This is a genomic window from Acinetobacter sp. YH12254 (assembly GCF_013417415.1).
Classification (GTDB): domain Bacteria; phylum Pseudomonadota; class Gammaproteobacteria; order Pseudomonadales; family Moraxellaceae; genus Acinetobacter; species Acinetobacter pseudolwoffii.
Map to the genome: position 1 here is coordinate 143,226 of NZ_VPEB01000001.1, position 16,119 is coordinate 159,344.

General features: G+C 44.4%; 14 protein-coding genes and 1 tRNA gene. 8 read left to right on the forward strand and 7 right to left on the reverse strand.

Annotated elements, in window-relative coordinates; genetic code table 11:
- Window positions 1-11 precede the first annotated feature (11 nt).
- The 3 genes from uvrA to tenA all read right to left on the reverse strand — a co-directional run bounded on the left by uvrA (window position 12) and on the right by tenA (window position 4,502).
- Entirely contained in the window at window positions 12-2,843 is a 2,832-nt protein-coding gene (gene uvrA, locus FTV29_RS00655; protein ID WP_180074948.1) for an excinuclease ABC subunit UvrA, read from the reverse strand.
- 181 nt (window positions 2,844-3,024) lie between these two features.
- Entirely contained in the window at window positions 3,025-3,393 is a 369-nt protein-coding gene (locus FTV29_RS00660; RefSeq protein ID WP_005095110.1) for a hypothetical protein, read from the reverse strand.
- A gap of 437 nt (window positions 3,394-3,830) precedes the next feature.
- Window positions 3,831-4,502 carry a thiaminase II gene (gene tenA, locus FTV29_RS00665; RefSeq protein WP_005095112.1) on the reverse strand — a complete coding sequence of 224 codons (672 nt, stop codon included), beginning with the start codon at window positions 4,500-4,502 and terminating at the stop codon, window positions 3,831-3,833.
- Between the two features lie 222 nt (window positions 4,503-4,724).
- Here tenA and FTV29_RS00670 point away from each other — a divergent pair, with 222 nt between their 5' ends.
- The 4 genes from FTV29_RS00670 to ahpC all read left to right on the forward strand — a co-directional run bounded on the left by FTV29_RS00670 (window position 4,725) and on the right by ahpC (window position 8,878).
- On the forward strand, window positions 4,725-5,813 hold the full coding sequence (locus FTV29_RS00670) for a DUF475 domain-containing protein (RefSeq protein WP_180074949.1): 1,089 nt from the start codon (window positions 4,725-4,727) through the stop codon (window positions 5,811-5,813).
- A 164-nt stretch (window positions 5,814-5,977) separates the two neighbouring features.
- Window positions 5,978-7,342, forward strand: coding sequence for an MFS transporter (locus FTV29_RS00675; RefSeq protein WP_100354914.1), 1,365 nt, complete (start codon window positions 5,978-5,980; stop codon window positions 7,340-7,342).
- A 51-nt stretch (window positions 7,343-7,393) separates the two neighbouring features.
- Complete coding sequence (gene ssb / locus FTV29_RS00680; protein ID WP_005095120.1) at window positions 7,394-7,984, forward strand: single-stranded DNA-binding protein; 591 nt, start codon at window positions 7,394-7,396, stop codon at window positions 7,982-7,984.
- Window positions 7,985-8,314: 330 nt separating this feature from the next.
- The gene (ahpC, locus tag FTV29_RS00685) at window positions 8,315-8,878 is read left to right on the forward strand and encodes an alkyl hydroperoxide reductase subunit C (RefSeq protein WP_005173184.1); all 564 of its coding nucleotides are present in this window, start codon (window positions 8,315-8,317) and stop codon (window positions 8,876-8,878) included.
- Window positions 8,879-8,959: 81 nt separating this feature from the next.
- On the opposite strand, the gene FTV29_RS00690 is transcribed toward ahpC, so the two are convergent.
- Together FTV29_RS00690 and ycaC are read right to left on the reverse strand one after the other, a co-directional pair.
- On the reverse strand, window positions 8,960-9,883 hold the full coding sequence (locus FTV29_RS00690; RefSeq protein ID WP_159138369.1) for a LysR substrate-binding domain-containing protein: 924 nt from the start codon (window positions 9,881-9,883) through the stop codon (window positions 8,960-8,962).
- Window positions 9,884-10,026: 143 nt separating this feature from the next.
- Entirely contained in the window at window positions 10,027-10,653 is a 627-nt protein-coding gene (gene ycaC, locus FTV29_RS00695; RefSeq protein ID WP_074383893.1) for an isochorismate family cysteine hydrolase YcaC, read from the reverse strand.
- A 308-nt stretch (window positions 10,654-10,961) separates the two neighbouring features.
- On the opposite strand from ycaC, the gene FTV29_RS00700 reads away from it, so the two are divergent.
- The 3 genes from FTV29_RS00700 to FTV29_RS00710 all read left to right on the forward strand — a co-directional run bounded on the left by FTV29_RS00700 (window position 10,962) and on the right by FTV29_RS00710 (window position 14,414).
- A complete protein-coding gene (locus tag FTV29_RS00700) occupies window positions 10,962-11,840 on the forward strand; it encodes a pirin family protein (protein ID WP_100329487.1) in 879 nt (292 codons plus the stop codon).
- A 414-nt stretch (window positions 11,841-12,254) separates the two neighbouring features.
- On the forward strand, window positions 12,255-13,562 hold the full coding sequence (locus tag FTV29_RS00705; protein ID WP_159138368.1) for an FAD-dependent oxidoreductase: 1,308 nt from the start codon (window positions 12,255-12,257) through the stop codon (window positions 13,560-13,562).
- 3 nt (window positions 13,563-13,565) lie between these two features.
- Window positions 13,566-14,414, forward strand: a complete 849-nt coding sequence (locus FTV29_RS00710) for a cyclopropane-fatty-acyl-phospholipid synthase family protein (RefSeq protein WP_180074950.1) — start codon at window positions 13,566-13,568, stop codon at window positions 14,412-14,414.
- An 89-nt stretch (window positions 14,415-14,503) separates the two neighbouring features.
- Here the strand turns inward: FTV29_RS00710 and FTV29_RS00715 are convergent.
- Window positions 14,504-14,579: transfer RNA gene (locus tag FTV29_RS00715), tRNA-Thr, on the reverse strand.
- A 203-nt stretch (window positions 14,580-14,782) separates the two neighbouring features.
- Window positions 14,783-15,010 carry a hypothetical protein gene (locus FTV29_RS00720; protein ID WP_180074951.1) on the reverse strand — a complete coding sequence of 76 codons (228 nt, stop codon included), beginning with the start codon at window positions 15,008-15,010 and terminating at the stop codon, window positions 14,783-14,785.
- Between the two features lie 785 nt (window positions 15,011-15,795).
- Between FTV29_RS00720 and FTV29_RS00725 the strand changes: the two genes are divergently transcribed.
- The gene (locus tag FTV29_RS00725) at window positions 15,796-16,077 is read left to right on the forward strand and encodes a hypothetical protein (RefSeq protein ID WP_180001428.1); all 282 of its coding nucleotides are present in this window, start codon (window positions 15,796-15,798) and stop codon (window positions 16,075-16,077) included.
- Window positions 16,078-16,119 lie beyond the last annotated feature (42 nt).

Sequence of the window (16,119 nt, forward strand, 5' to 3'; positions counted from 1 at the left end):
CCCTTTCTAAATCACTTCAACAACAGTTTCAAAAACTTACCCGTATGTGACGCTTTGACTTTCACGACCTGTTCAGGCGTACCTTCTGCGACAATCATACCGCCTCCCGAACCACCTTCAGGGCCTAAGTCCACGACCCAATCGGCGGTTTTAATCACGTCTAGGTTATGCTCAATCACCACAATGGTATTACCCTTATCACGGAGCTGATGCAGGATGTCCAGCAGCTTGGCAATATCATGGAAATGCAGACCTGTGGTAGGTTCATCCAGAATATACAGGGTTTGACCAGTATCGCGTTTGGCCAGTTCACGTGCCAGTTTGACACGCTGCGCTTCACCACCGGAAAGCGTGGTCGCAGACTGACCCAGACGGATATAACCCAAACCGACCTGATGCAATGTTTCCAGACGACGGTGAATGACGGGAATGGCATCGAAGAAATGCATGGCATCTTCAACGGTCATCTGCAACACATCGGAAATATTCTTGCCCTTATAGTTCACTTCCAGCGTTTCACGGTTATAACGTTTGCCATGACAGGCATCGCAAGGCACATACATATCCGGCAGGAAATGCATCGCCACCTTGATCATGCCGTCGCCTTCACAGGCTTCACAGCGACCACCTTTCACGTTAAACGAGAAACGACCCGCGGCATAACCACGTGCTTTGGCTTCCGGAGTTTGTGAAAACAGTTCACGAATCGGGGTAAATAAACCGGTATAAGTGGCCGGATTGGAACGTGGGGTTCGTCCAATCGGACTCTGGTCAATATCGACGACTTTGTCGAGGAACTGCAAGCCATCAATCGATTCAAACTTTTCCGATGTTAAAGTGGTTGCACCATTCAGTTGGGTCGCCGCCAAAGGTAACAATGTCCGGTTAATCAAGGTCGATTTACCCGAACCCGATACCCCGGTAACACAAGTCATAATGCCCAAAGGAATGGTCAGATCGACTTTTTTCAGGTTATGCCCAGATGCACCCATCAGCTTGATCTGTTCTTCAGGTTTAGGTGGCTGAATCCGTTTTTTCGGCACTTCAATTTTTAACTTGCCAGACAAATATTGTCCGGTCAGCGAGTCAGGATTGGCCAGAATTTCATCATAAGTCCCTTCAGCAATCACATGTCCACCATGTACACCTGCACCCGGGCCAATATCAATAATATGATCGGCGGCACGAATTGCATCTTCATCATGCTCGACCACCAAGACGGTATTGCCCAAGTCTCGCAGACGGATCAGGGTTTGCAGCAGACGGTCATTGTCACGCTGATGCAGACCAATTGAGGGTTCATCCAGCACATACATCACGCCCATCAGGCCGGCACCAATCTGGGAAGCCAGACGAATACGCTGTGCTTCACCGCCCGACAATGTTTCGGCAGAACGCGACAGGCTGAGATAATTCAGACCGACTGAGACCAGGAAGTGCAGACGTTCACGGATTTCCTTGAAAATCTTGTCGGCGATTTCTCCGCGTGCGCCTTCCAGGTTAATGTCCTGATAATAGCTTTCGGCATCACCAATCGACATGCGGGTAATGTCGGCAATGGTCTTGTCCAGAATTTTCACATTCCGCGAGATTTCATTCAGCCGTGAACCATCACAGACATCACAGGCAGCATTGGACAGATACTGCGCCAGATCATCACGCACATAATTACTTTCAGTTTCACGGTAGCGGCGTTCCAGATGCGGCAAAATCCCTTCAAACGGAATCACCCGATTATGACGACGGCCACGCTCATCGATATAACTTAGATCAATTTTTTCTTTGCCGGTGCCGTACAGGAATTTTTTCTTGGTGTCGGCATCCAGTTCATTCCACGGCGTTTCTAAAGAAAAACCAAAATGCTCGGCGACTTTCTGGATCATGCCGTAATAATAAGGACGCTGACGGTCCCAGCCACGAATCGCACCCTGACTGACACTGACTTCAGGATTGGGAATCAGTTTATCGGCACTAAAATGACTGCGGGTGCCGAGACCATCACAGACCGGACAGGCACCAAAAGGGTTATTGAACGAGAATAAACGCGGTTCCAGTTCTGCGACAGCGCGGTCACATTCCGGGCAGGAATGCTTGGCAGAAAATACCCGATCATCATGTTCATCCTTCATCCAGGATAAAATCGCAATATCGCCACCGAGGCGCAGTGCAGTTTCAAAACTTTCTGCAATACGGTTGCCCAGATCATCACGGACTTTAAAGCGGTCGACCACGACTTCAATGGTATGTTTTTTCTTTTTGTCCAGTTCTGGTGGCGGATCAATTTCCATAATCTCGCCATCGACGCGGGCACGGACAAAACCTTGACTCTGTAACTGCTCAAATAAGGCGGTATATTCACCTTTACGCTCACGCACCACCGGGGCAAGCAGCATCAAGGCTGTGCCTTCTTCCAGCACTTTGACTGCATCGACCATTTCCGTGACGGTTTGTGCCACCATCGGCAGGTCATGTTCTGGACAGAAGGGCGTACCGACACGTGCATACAGCAGACGTAAGTAGTCATAAATTTCGGTAATAGTACCCACGGTAGAACGCGGGTTATGGCTGGTCGATTTCTGTTCAATCGCGATGGCTGGACTGAGGCCTTCAATCGAATCGACTTCCGGTTTTTCCATTTGTGAAAGAAACTGGCGTGCATAGGCAGACAGCGATTCTACATATCTGCGTTGACCTTCGGCATATAAGGTATCAAAGGCAAGCGAGGACTTACCTGAACCAGACAGTCCCGTAATCACCACAAACTTGTCGCGTGGTATATCAAGGTTCACATTTTTCAGGTTATGGGTACGTGCGCCTCGAATACGGATGTGGCTTTGGCTCATGCAAGGATCCTAGAATATTCATCAAAAACCCTTATATGATACCGGATGAAAAATGTTCAAGTGCAAATAAAAGTATTTTAAACGTCAAGTTATGTCGGTGATTGGTCAATTCATCACAATACCGAGAAATATCACAGTAGATCGCTTCACTGTTCAGAATGACTAGACGTGAGGGACGTTCTTAACAAGCCGCTGCATAGCGGCGTTCAAAGATCGATTCAACATCCTCAAAGCAGGTGTCACGTGGTATATCATGATGCAGTCGCGCATAGAAATTAACTTCATTTTCCAGAATTTGCAAAAAGCCCTCATAGTCTTGTTCGAAAAAATCCAGGTCGAGCAAATCATTACGACGGGCCTGATGACAGCGGTACTTTTCAATAAATTTCAGCAGATGTTTCTGGATATGCGTGTTGGTATGGTAAATCAGGTAAGTTGCTGCTGAACCACAATCCAGACAGCCCTGTTCCAGATAAATTTCTTCATTATTCAACCAGCAACATTGCACCGTAAAAAATGCCCGAATCGCCTCGGTACCTAAAGTGTCCATATCTGATGCCTCTTTCTGGGACCAAACTATTAAATGATAATTATTCTCATTTATTATGCGGCAATGTGTGGCGAATAGCTAGGTTTAGCTTACTCGCCACTCAGCAGTTTTGTTGTTCTTTTCCCAGACTAAGCCGTTTTTATAATCAATTGATGACAATAGATCCGATTTTAATCGATAAGATAAAGACGCCCAATCTTCAACAGTAATACTGATCAGTTAAGGCGTTTAGAAATAGACTCTTTAATTTTTTAGTCGTCCAGGGCGGAGTCTTAAGGTTTTAAATCAAAAACTTGTAAATCAGTTGTTACTTTGGTTTCGCCCAGCGGATGACTTTTCCAACTATCAAATATAATCATGAATTTTAAAAAGAAAATGCCAGTCAATTTCTTAACTGACTGGCATTGTGGTTTTAAACAGGGCTTTTTTTGTGCATCTTATTGGTCCAGACCAGGCCACTGGCGTTGCTCAAAGGCGCTGTCCCAGAATAACCATTCCAGACGGGCCGCATGCGTATAAGCTTGGTGCATTTTTTCCAGTGTATCGGCATCAACGCGCGCCGCAACACGGTCAATGGTCGCAATTACATTACGCACAGCCGTGTGGAATTCTTCGCCTGAATAGGTATCCACCCAGGCCTGATAAGGATTATTCGGTGCAGAATTATCGACTATATCTTTGCCGACTTCTGCATAAATCCAGAAACATGGCAGTAACGAGGCCAGCACCACCGGGTAGCTTTCCGACCAGGCAGTCGAAGTGAGATAAGAGGTATAATGATGGCAAGCCAGCGTCAGAGGAGTAGTTTCGAACTGGTCTTTGCTAATGCCAAAATCCTGCATAAAACCGTCATGCAGGCTACGCTCCACCACAATCGCAATTTTGGCGGCTTCAGCAAACTGAATTACATCATCTGCCTCAAATGCTTTGGCGGCACAGACTGCCAGTGCACGGCCATAGGCCAATAAATAATGTGCATCCTGAATCACATAATGACTAAAGGCCTCACGGCTTAATGTGCCTTGTGCCAGTTGCTGATTAAAGGGCAGAGCCAGGGTCTTCTGATAAAGCCCTAGATTACGTTGCCATAGCTCTTGTGAAAAACTCATGCGGAAATCCTTCGCAGTTCAAGTTAAACCATGCAGCACTATAGCAAAGATCGGGCTGTTGAAAAGAACGGCAGATTTTAGAAACAGAAAATAAGCTAAAACAGCTCAGGAAGTGCTTTGGTTTATGCGCTAAAAGTTTCATAATTATCCCAACTTTTTTCCATTCATATTGCTGTCCTCTGGTCGCAATATATTTATTTAATTTATCCAAGGTCGTTGTGTATGTTGAAACATTTTGGTTTCTCAATTGTATTTACGATCGTGTGTCTTGGTTTGTCTGCATATTGGGGCTATACCCACGGGCCTGAAGCAGGCTTAAAGACCATGTTTACGGTACTGACCATTACAGCCATTCTTGCTGTTATGGAAGTGTCGTTATCGTTTGATAATGCTGTGGTCAATGCCTCGGTACTACGTCATTGGGATCATTTCTGGAAAATGCTGTTCCTGACCGTGGGGATTTTGATTGCTGTTTTCGGTATGCGTCTGATTTTCCCGATCGTGATTGTGGCGGTAACGGCAGACATGGGCTTTGTTGAAGTGATTCAACTGGCATTGAATGATCCGAAAGAATATTCCGCACGTTTAATGGAACATCATCCGGAAATTGCGGCATTTGGTGGCGCATTCTTGTTAATGGTGTTCTTAAACTTCTTCTTAGATAATGAAAAAGACACCCACTGGTTCCGTCTGATTGAACGCCGTTTGGTAAATTTAGCCAGCGTCCCGGCTTTGTCGGTATTCGTGGCATTGGTGGCTTTGCTGATTATGGCAGCCAATGTCGACGAAGCGAAGCGTCTGGTGGTGACCATGGCAGGGATCTGGGGCATCGTGATTTATATTGGTGTTCAGGTCTTGAGCCATTTACTTGGTGGCGAGCCAGAAATTGATGAACATGGTAATGCCGTTGGTCATGACAGCAATGGCGTTCCAACAGGTGTCGTCAAAGCGGGTATTGGTGGTTTCCTGTATCTGGAAGTCCTCGATGCCTCTTTCAGTTTTGACGGCGTGATTGGTGCCTTTGCGATTACTTCAGATGTTGTCGTGATCATGCTCGGTCTGGCCATTGGTGCGATCTTTGTCCGTTCGATTACGATTTATCTGGTCGAAAAAGGCACTTTAGATGCTTATATCTACCTGGAGCATGGTGCGCACTACGCGATTGGTGCACTGGCATTTATTATGATTGCCAGCGGTACAGGTTTACATGTTCCTGAAGTGGTGACCGGTTTGATCGGTGTGGCATTTATTGTCTGGGCGGTTATCGCATCCATTCAGTACAAAAAACGTCAGGCAGCTTTGGGGCAATAAGTCCATTTGACTGAAATGGCAGTATCAAAAAGCGTAGCTCCGGCTGCGCTTTTTTTATTTTTAGATCAGCATCATCTTTATTTCAAATAAAATTCATGTCTTCTTCATGAGCTGAATGTCCTATAATCTGGGCTCCAGATTAATTAACCCAATCGCCATAATTTATGATGAATGCTTTAGAACGTCGTTCAACCTTTGCCCTGAGCAGTATTTTTGCACTGCGCATGTTGGGGTTGTTTATGATTATCCCGGTGTTTTCTGTGGCAGGGCAGGCATATGACGATGCAACGCCTGCACTGATCGGTTTGGCGGTCGGGGTCTATGGTTTGACTCAGGCCTTATTACAGATACCATTTAGCCTGATTGCAGACCGCTACAGCCGTAAGCCTTTGATTGTTTTAGGACTGCTGCTGTTTGCCTTGGGTGGTGCGATTGCAGCCATGTCTGACAGCATTTATGGCGTGATTATCGGTCGTGCCATTGCCGGTGGTGGCGCAGTATCCGCTGTCGTCATGGCCTTGCTGGCCGATGTCACGCGTGAAGAAAACCGCATGAAAGCCATGGCAATCATGGGCATGAGTATTGGTCTGTCTTTTGTGGTGGCATTTAGTCTCGGGCCTTGGCTGACAGGTCTGGTTGGCATTTCGGGATTGTTCTGGGTCACCACGGTGATGGGATTGGCTGCCATTGCCATGCTGTTTATGGTGCCTAAAGTCACGCGCCATCATAAAAACTTTCAACAGGGTTATCTGACCCAACTGAAACAGGTGCTCCAGATTGGCGATTTGAATCGTCTGCATGTATCTGTGTTTACCCTGCATTTATTGCTCACAGCCATGTTTATTTATGTGCCTTCGCAGCTGATCGAGTTTGCAGATCTGCCACTTTCTAGTCATGGTTTGGTCTATTTACCCCTGTTGGTGCTAAGTCTGTTCTTTGCTTTTCCGAGTATTATTCTGGCAGAAAAATACCACAAAATGCGCGCGATTTTTCTGGTGGCGATTGGCGGTATTATTCTGGGTTTAATGGTGATGGTCTTTGGTTTTGAATCCAAATATATCTTGCTCATTGGCCTGGGCCTGTTCTTTATTGCCTTTAACGTGATGGAGGCCTTATTGCCTTCCTGGCTGTCTAAAGCTGCGCCAATCCAGTCTAAAGCGACGGCAATGGGCGTGAATGCCAGCAGCCAGTTTTTGGGTGCCTTCTTTGGTGGGATGATCGGTGGTCAATTGTTGCTGCTCAATAATACCTCGATGGGCTGGAGTATCCTGACCGGGATTGCGATTGTTTGGCTGCTGATGAGTTTCGGGCTAGCTCAGCCACGCTATCTTTCATCACTGGTGCTGCGTTTGCCGGAAAGCAGACAAACTGACGAATGGACTTCTCAGCTTTTGGCGATTCGTGGTATTGAAGAAGTCGTGGTGATGGCTGAACAGCAAGTTGCCTATATAAAAGTCGATAAACAGCAGATTGATGATGCTTCGCGACAACAATTAACGCACTTGTTAGGTAAAGAGGTAGCCATTTAAGCATAACTCTTATAAAGTAAAATACAGAAATATATAGGAAGTAAACAGCAAATGCGTGGTGTAAATAAAGTCATTTTAGTGGGTACTTTGGGTAAAGATCCGGAAACCAAAACTTTTGCAAATGGTGGTTCTCTCACTCAATTTTCGATTGCTACCAGCGATTCGTGGACAGATAAAAGTACCGGTGAACGTAAAGAACAAACGGAATGGCACCGTATCGTGTTGCATAACCGTTTAGGCGAAATTGCGCAGCAATATCTGCGTAAAGGCTCTAAAGTATATATTGAAGGTTCATTACGTACCCGTCAGTGGACTGATCAAAATGGTCAGGAGCGCTATACAACGGAAATCCGTGGTGATCAAATGCAGATGCTGGACTCGAATCGTTCACAAGGCGAGCAGGGCGACAACAGTTTTAACCAGCCACGTTTTAATAACAATAATCAGGCAAGTAACAACCAAAGTGGCGGTTATGGCAATAATCCCCAGTCGGGTTATGGTTCAGCGCCGCAGCAAGGTGGTTTCAATAACAATCAGGGTGGTGGTTATGGCAACAATAATCCGAGTGGTTTTGCGCCGAAATCTGCACCTGCACCAACAGCAGCGCCTGCAGCTGATTTAGATGATGATCTTCCGTTCTAACTTATCAAAACGGTAAATCTTCATCCAAGACCCACCTGAATCCGGTGGGTTTTTTTATGTCTTGAATTTGCTTTGTTTAGTTTTGATAGAGCTCAGAGCTTTATCATTGCTAACCTAAGTTGCAAAAAATTATATTTTAACTGCTCGGCTTATGTTCCAAATTCTAGGCTCCATATTGAGCAAATCAATCAGATCAGTAATCCTCATAGAAATCTTAAATCTAAAAAAACGATTATTTTTATAAAAACTTACGGTTTTACCTATTTAAGAAATTTTCGTATTCTATCTTCATCGAATGAATAATCTCACCAATATACGAGGAAAGGTCTCATGAGTTTAATCAATACTGAAATCAAACCATTCAACGCCACTGCTTACCACAAGGGTCAATTTGTGGAAGTGTCCGAGCAGGACATGAAAGGTAAATGGTCGGTTGTATTCTTCTATCCTGCTGACTTTACTTTTGTTTGTCCAACTGAATTAGGCGATCTTGCTGATCAATATACTGAATTCCAGAAAATGGGCGTAGAAATTTATGGTGTATCAACCGATACGCACTTCACCCATAAAGCTTGGCACGATACCTCTGACGTAATTGGTAAAATCCAGTACCCAATGATCGGCGATCCAACCTGGACTTTGGCGAAAAACTTTGAAGTATTGATTGAAGCTGAAGGTCTGGCAGATCGTGGTACTTTCGTGATCGATCCAGAAGGTAAAATCCAGATCGTTGAAATCAATGCTGGTGGTATTGGTCGTGATGCAGCTGAACTGCTTCGCAAAGTGAAAGCAGCGCAATATGTACACGCTCACCCAGGTGAAGTATGTCCTGCGAAATGGAAAGAAGGCGAAGCGACTCTTGCTCCTTCAATTGACTTAGTGGGTAAAATCTAATTCGCTCACTTGCTTTCGAAGCAAAAAATCCAGCACTCAGTGCTGGATTTTTTTATTGGCTGCTCAGCATGACAGCGCAATTTAAATGGTATAGCCCTGATGACCTTCTGCCCGGGCACGTAAGCCCTCGACCAGATGCTCAATCAGTTTTTCCATCACCAGACGCTGACCTTTGCGTGAGGCATAGACCAGTTGTACGGTTCCCATATTGGAACACCAGTCTGGCAGCAGATGGATCAGGCGACCAGCTTTGAGATCTGCTTCCACGGTTAACAAGGGTAGATCGGCAATACCCAGGCCATCCAGGGCAGAATAGTATACGCCGGCCAGATCATTGCTTTTGATGCGAGGTTCTAGGGGGATATCCATCTGTTCATGACTGTCGATACGATGCAGATGCCATTGATAGTGGTTTTTCTGCGTGCCTAAAACGATGGTCGGAAAGTCATTGATCTCAGTGGGGTAATGTATCGAACAGCCTTGCAACAGCTCCGGACTGGCAACCAGACAATGCGTGGTTTTAATCACATCGCGAACGACAATGCTGGAATCTTCATTGGCTTCAAAGTTGGTGCGGATCGCCAGGTCAATCTCATCGTGCAGCACATCGACACGCCGGCTGGTAATTTCCATTTCTACCTGAACCTTGGGATAAGTCTTGAGGAATTCATTCAGCAGGCTGCGGATCTGGTAGCGCATCATCACCGAAGGATAACTCAGCTTGACCAGGCCTTGTGGTTCACTTTTCTGCTTGAGCAAGACATTACGGGCACATTCCACCTGTTGAATCAGCTTTTCGCATTCCTCAAAAAATTCCTGGCCCAGTGAGGTCACCTTAAAATGTCGGGTTGAGCGTTGAATCAGGGTGACATTGAAACGGGCTTCCAGCTCTAAAATACGTCGGCTGAGTTTGGACTTGGTGATTCCGGAGATGTCACTGGCTGCACTAAAGCCGCCATGCTTGACCACCAGATAAAAATAATAATAGTCATCAAAAGAATGCACCTTTCACCTCAATCGCCCTGCGCTCATACAATGCCCATCATAGGGGAAATCCGGGCCAGGCTAAACTGTTTCCAAGCCAGATTAATTTAATTGTTCCAACAAAAAGCGACCCGAAGGCCGCTTATTTTAGAGATGTGTATGGTTTATTTCTGGGCAGTATTCTGGTTATAGCTATTCATCAGGTTGCGGTAGTCAGGAATATGATTGCTGAACAGGCTGCCGAGACCTTCGATATCATTACGCCAGTCACGGTGCAGTTCACAAGCCAGACCAAACCAGGTCATCAGCTGTGCACCAGCCTGTGACATGCGGTTCCATGCAGCATCACGTGTCAGGTGATTAAAGGTACCAGATGCATCTGTCACGATGAATACGTCAAATTCTTCTTCAAGTGCAGACAGCGCCGGGAAGGCAACGCACACTTCAGTCACCACGCCAGCAATGATCAACTGTTTTTTACCCGTGGCTTTTACCGCTTTAACAAAATCTTCATTATCCCAGGCATTAATTTGCCCTGGACGAGCAATATAAGGTGCGTCCGGGAATAGCTCTTTCAGCTCAGGAACCAACGGACCATTTGGGCCTTGTTCGAAGCTGGTGGTCAAAATGGTCGGTAAATTGAAATATTTTGCTGCTGCCGCAAGCGCCAATACATTATTTTTGAATTTATCTGGGTCAATATCACGAACCAGTGACAACAAACCAGTCTGATGGTCTACAAGTAATACGGCTGCATTGTCTTTGTCTAAACGTACATAAGGTTTTGCCATTTCTCTGTTCCTCTCTATAAAATTAGCATCCCGTCTTGGATCACACCCAGGCTGTTCCGGGACGTGGTGATTTTTATATTAGAGCTAAAAACAGGACAAAATAAGCCCAAATTCTGGGATAAATAATCTTAAAAATAGGATAATTAAAAATTTAGACCAAAATTTTAGTTTATTTGTGTTGAATTCGGGAAGTTAAAGCAAAGATTGTCTTATATATAAGATACTGTATTCCAGCTTAGGACTATCAGCGCATCTTGGCCCGGCATAAAATGGCTGCATGTTCATCCTATCGTAATAGGAGTTAAAAGATGAAAAAAGTAATTGGTGTTTACCGTAATCAAAACATGCATTGGGTCGGTGATGGCTTTCCGGTCAAAAATCTGTTTTCCTATGACCGTTTAGGTCAGGCGATCAGTCCGTTTTTGTTGCTGGATTATGCTGCGCCCTATCATTTTGATCCGACGACTGTACAACATGGCGTGGGTTCACATCCACATCGCGGTTTTGAAACAGTGACGTTAGCCTATCAGGGGGCAGTGACGCATCAAGATTCAAGTGGCGGTGGCGGCACGATTCAGGCGGGGGATGTGCAGTGGATGACCGCAGGCTCAGGTGTGGTCCATGAAGAATTTCATTCTCCAGATTTTGCCAAACATGGCGGTCTCTTTGAAATGGTACAGCTCTGGGTCAATCTGCCGGCCAAAGACAAGATGACCACACCACGTTATCAGGCGATCACTGCGGCAGCTATTCCGCGGATTGAAATGGATGAAGAGGCGGGGCATATCCGGGTGATTGCAGGTGAGTTTGCTGGTCATCAAGGTCCTGCTCATACTTTTAGTCCGATCAATGTCTGGGATGGTGAACTGAAAGCGGAATATGAAACCACATTGCATATCCCTGCCGGACATAATGCACTGTTAGTCGTGCTGAAGGGTGAGCTGGTGGTCAATGCGAGCCAGAAAGTCCTGGACAGCTCAATTATAATGTTTGCCCGTGATGGAGATCCGGCGATTCAGTTGCAAGCCTATCAGGATACCCAGTTTGTGTTACTGACAGGCGAGCCACTCAATGAGCCCATTCAAGGTTATGGCCCGTTTGTAATGAACAGCAAGGAAGAAATTATGCAGGCATTTCAAGATTTTAATCAGGGTAAATTTGGTGAAATTGCGGTGCAGGCTGAATAGTACACCGAGCGGTTAAACAAAGAAGCCTCTGCTTTCGCAGAGGCTTTTATTTTATAAGGCGCTGTAGTTTCTTGTCGTTTTAAATAATTTACGCATAAACTCATCTTGGTGGAATCTGATGGGTTTATGGTTTTATTATGCTGTGAATCATAGATTTTTCAAGGGCGTTTGTCAACCAAAGGTTATAAAAATGGTTAATTAAGATGTTTGTTTTTAAAGTGATTTTTCAGGTTATGTAGAAAAAATATGAATAAAATCCTGAGTTTGGTGTATTTTGTAACCTGTTTGAAAAAATAGTGAAAAGCAGATTTTATCCCGCCCAATTGCCTTTACGAAAAACATATATTCTGGAAGATTTTAATAACCTGTTTGATTGGCGCATGGTACATAATTTCTGTAGTTTTTCAATGACGGATGATCAGTTTGGATATCGCAGTAATTGGTAGTGGCATGGCCGGACTGGCAACAGCCAGAATTCTCCAGGATGCAGGACATCACATCACGATTTTTGAAGCACTTCCAGGTCGTGGCATGGACAGTCATAGCCTTGAATTTGAAGGGGGGCTGATTGATGCACCTTTACGTGTGATGAATCCTTATCTGTGGAAAAACACCCTGAGTCTGGCCACGCATCTGGGCATTAAAACTTATCCGGTGCGTACCTATATGGCCTGCAGCTGGTTATTTGAAGATAAAACTGAAACCTGGCTGACCACATCGCGTAGCCGTATCGGCAATATTCCAATTATCAATAACCGTAAAGGCTTGCAGCAGTACGGCTGGCGTCTGGTCAAGGGCCTGTTGCAGCTCAAAGTGGCATTAACCAAATTTTTTAAGTCGAAAAATCAGGACATCAGCCTGGCAGAATTTATCAATCGTAACGAGATTGAAGAAGTGTTCTGGCACGGTGCAGTGATGCCGGTGCTGTATACCATTTGTACCTGCAATCCGAAAACTATTGGTGAATGGCCGGCGAAACCGTTATTAATTTTCCTGCGCCAACTGACCGATGGCGATGCTTTATTGCGCCTGCAAGGCGGTACACCAGCGCTGGTCGATAAACTGGTGGAAGGCATTCATATTGAAGACGGTTCAGCGATTACGCTGGTGCAAGAGCAGGGCGATCAGGTCAAAGTCGAAAATGCAGCCGGTTATTCAAAACTGTTTGACCGGGTTATTGTCGCAACACCGACCACTAAAATTGAGCAATTCCTGGACCCAACCCAGTTTGCCAGCGAAATTGAATTATTGAAAAAATTCAAATTTGAACAGGGCGAACTGGTGATTCATACCGACGCCAGCGTGATGCCGCCAAAACGTAAAGACTGGGCTGTACTCAGCTACATGATGGATCGTAAATTTACCCGTCAGCAATTTACCGTGTGGCTCAACTCGATTGAACCTTCGCTGGTTGGCAAGTCGGCAGTATTCCAGACCTGGCGTCCGGTGACCGAGATTGACCCGAAAAAAGTCATTACATCGGTCATGTTGACCCGTGCCGTGGTCGATGCCAATACCGTGGCGCTGAACAAGGAATTACAGCAGCGTCATCTGGAAGCCAATCGCAAAGTCTTTTTCTGCGGTTCATGGTCATGTGACGGTTTGCCCATTCTGGAATCGGCTGTGACCTCAGCGATGAAGATTGCGGAAATTTTCGGTGCGCCTTTACCGTTTCAGGGTTTAAAACCTGTGGTCGAGGTTGCTCCGCAACTGGGTTATTAATTGATGCAATGGCTTCAGGCATTGCGTCAGCGCTTTCCTCAGCATAAATATGCAATTCATGCAGCGGCGCTGGGGGATCAGGCGCAATTGCCCTGGAGTAATTTGGGCTATTGGCAGGCAGGACAGCAGGATTATGTTGCTGCCTGTCGCACGCTGGCCGATCAGCTCGCGCAGAGTGTCAATTTGAATTCAAAAGATAAATTGCTGGATCTGGGCTGTGGTCAGGGTGCAAGTTTATTGCACTGGCAACAGCACTACCGAGTGCAATATCTGGCCGGTGTCGAAGTACAAGCGGCTTGCGTGGCCACTATTCAGCAACATCTGCCAGAACTGAATGCCATCTATCAGGCCTCGTTTCTGCGTTTAAAGGAATTGCCGTTTTCTCAGCGTTTTGATGTGGTGCTGTGTCTGGATGCAGCTTATCACAGTCCGGTTCCGTTACTTTTGCAACAAATCAGCAGTGTTTTAAAGCCAAATGCACGAATTGGTTTTCATCATCTGGTGTTATCGGAACGTTGGCAAAATTTGAATTCATTTCAAAAGCGTAAATATCAGCTGTTACTGAAATCTGCCGATATAAATTTAAAAGAATTAATGTCTGTTGGTGCACTGTATGCGTGTCTGGATCGTTTTGAATTTAAAAATATTCAGATTCAGGATCTATCCGAGCCGGTATTTTCTGGCTTTGCGGATTATGTACAAAAAATTTTGAATTCAAAACAAGCCGGTCATCATATTCAAGGCTCAGGCTTGGATCATTTTAAAATTCAAATGACAGCAAAGCTATGCCAAAAATTATATCAGGAAGGGATCGTGAGATATGTGCAGGTAACGGCACAATCGAAGGACTAAAACAGCGTAAGAAAACGTCGAAAAATTCAAGTTTGAAAAATACCAAGCCCAGAAACATCAAAGCCTCACTAAAAAGCGAGGCTAAGATATGGTGCCGGCACACGGATTCGAACTGTGGACCTACTGATTACAAGTCAGTTGCTCTACCAACTGAGCTATGCCGGCATGGTGGAGTGCATTTTACAGAAATTCATTCGCTACGCAAGCCAAAAAATAACCGTTCAAGCTATTTTGGTACGATTTACCGTTTTTCCGGTTCATTCTATCTAAACTGTCTTTTATCGAAAGATCAAGAAAACGCCCATATAGGCAGATATGGGCGAGGGTGAATGTACAGGGTTTAGTATGGGTCAATCGCTTAAAAGGGATTATCGCTTTTTTATGATCTGGTCTAATTCTTGTGCACATTCCTCTAAAGTAAAGGCCATATCAAACTGCATTTGAGGTTTGAGTTCTTGAGCGAGGCTTCTCCACTGTTCGATGAGTCTCAGAGCTTTTTGAATTTTATGTTTATTGATGTCTTTGGCAATGGTTGGGGTATAACCGCCACGTTTTGCATTTTTGATCTGTTTTGCATAGTTTGCGCTGTTATTCATGTTCGCTCTCCGAATAGCAGTGTATCTATTTAGCTTTAAGTTTAAATGGCTCGATCAATCCTGTATTTCTTTCTATTTTATGGTTTTTATTCTCCTCTCAGCACCTCTGTAGGCACCATAACATAGCTTTGATGACAATAGAATTAAGCTATTTTTATGCCAGTTTTTAAATTGAACCTAGAAAAGCACGGAAGCTTAAGAAAAATTTAAATATGGTGGAATAATCGTCTTAGAACAGCCATATTCCTTAGGTCATAGTAACTTTAATCATGGTGGTGATGGATTGTTTAATGATTCTAAGCAGATGCGAATTTGAATTTCAGGCAATAAAAAAACCCGAATCATGTGATTCGGGTTTTTAAATTCTGGCGGTGAGAGAGGAAGTCATAATTATGATATAAGATACTGAAATATATAATAATAAATTTATATAATTTTAAATATACCGACAAATATACCGACAAGTGAAAAAAGTTGTGGAGTTGCTACACGTATCGTCAATTAGATTCCTTAACTCTCGATTTGGGTAATTTTATATATTGAATGAGTTTAATAGCAGAAAAAAATATAAATGGTTTTACTGTTTCTTCCAATTTTTTTACTGGTCGAGTAATTCGAATAGTTGGGTAACTTTACGGTAACTGTTGTAAGTTATTTTAGGTATATTGAGCTGAGTATCTTTGAGCTAGTTACTGAATTGTATTGAGTAATTTACTTATTCAAATTTCAAAAGTTATTTTTATTTATCATAGTATTTTCTTTAATCATAAAAAATAGGGGGTTATATGGGGCTTATCTTTCTAGTCATTCATGCAGTTGTTTCTTTTGCTATCGGTAAAGTAGTTGTTAATTCAAAACCAGAAATAGCCAATTGGTCGATAAACAAAAAACAAGCTGTAGCAATAGTCTGGTTTTTCTTAAGCATATTGGTGTGGTTGGGCTTTTGGAAAGCAATAATGCAATTAGACTTCGCTATTGAGAGTCATCTCTTTATGAGTATTGGTACGTCAATTATTATGGGTATGATTTTTTATCACGCTTTAACCCCTAAAAAACAAACAAGATAAAAACAAAAAAGCCGGTATTACGCCGGCTTTTTTAGATTGATT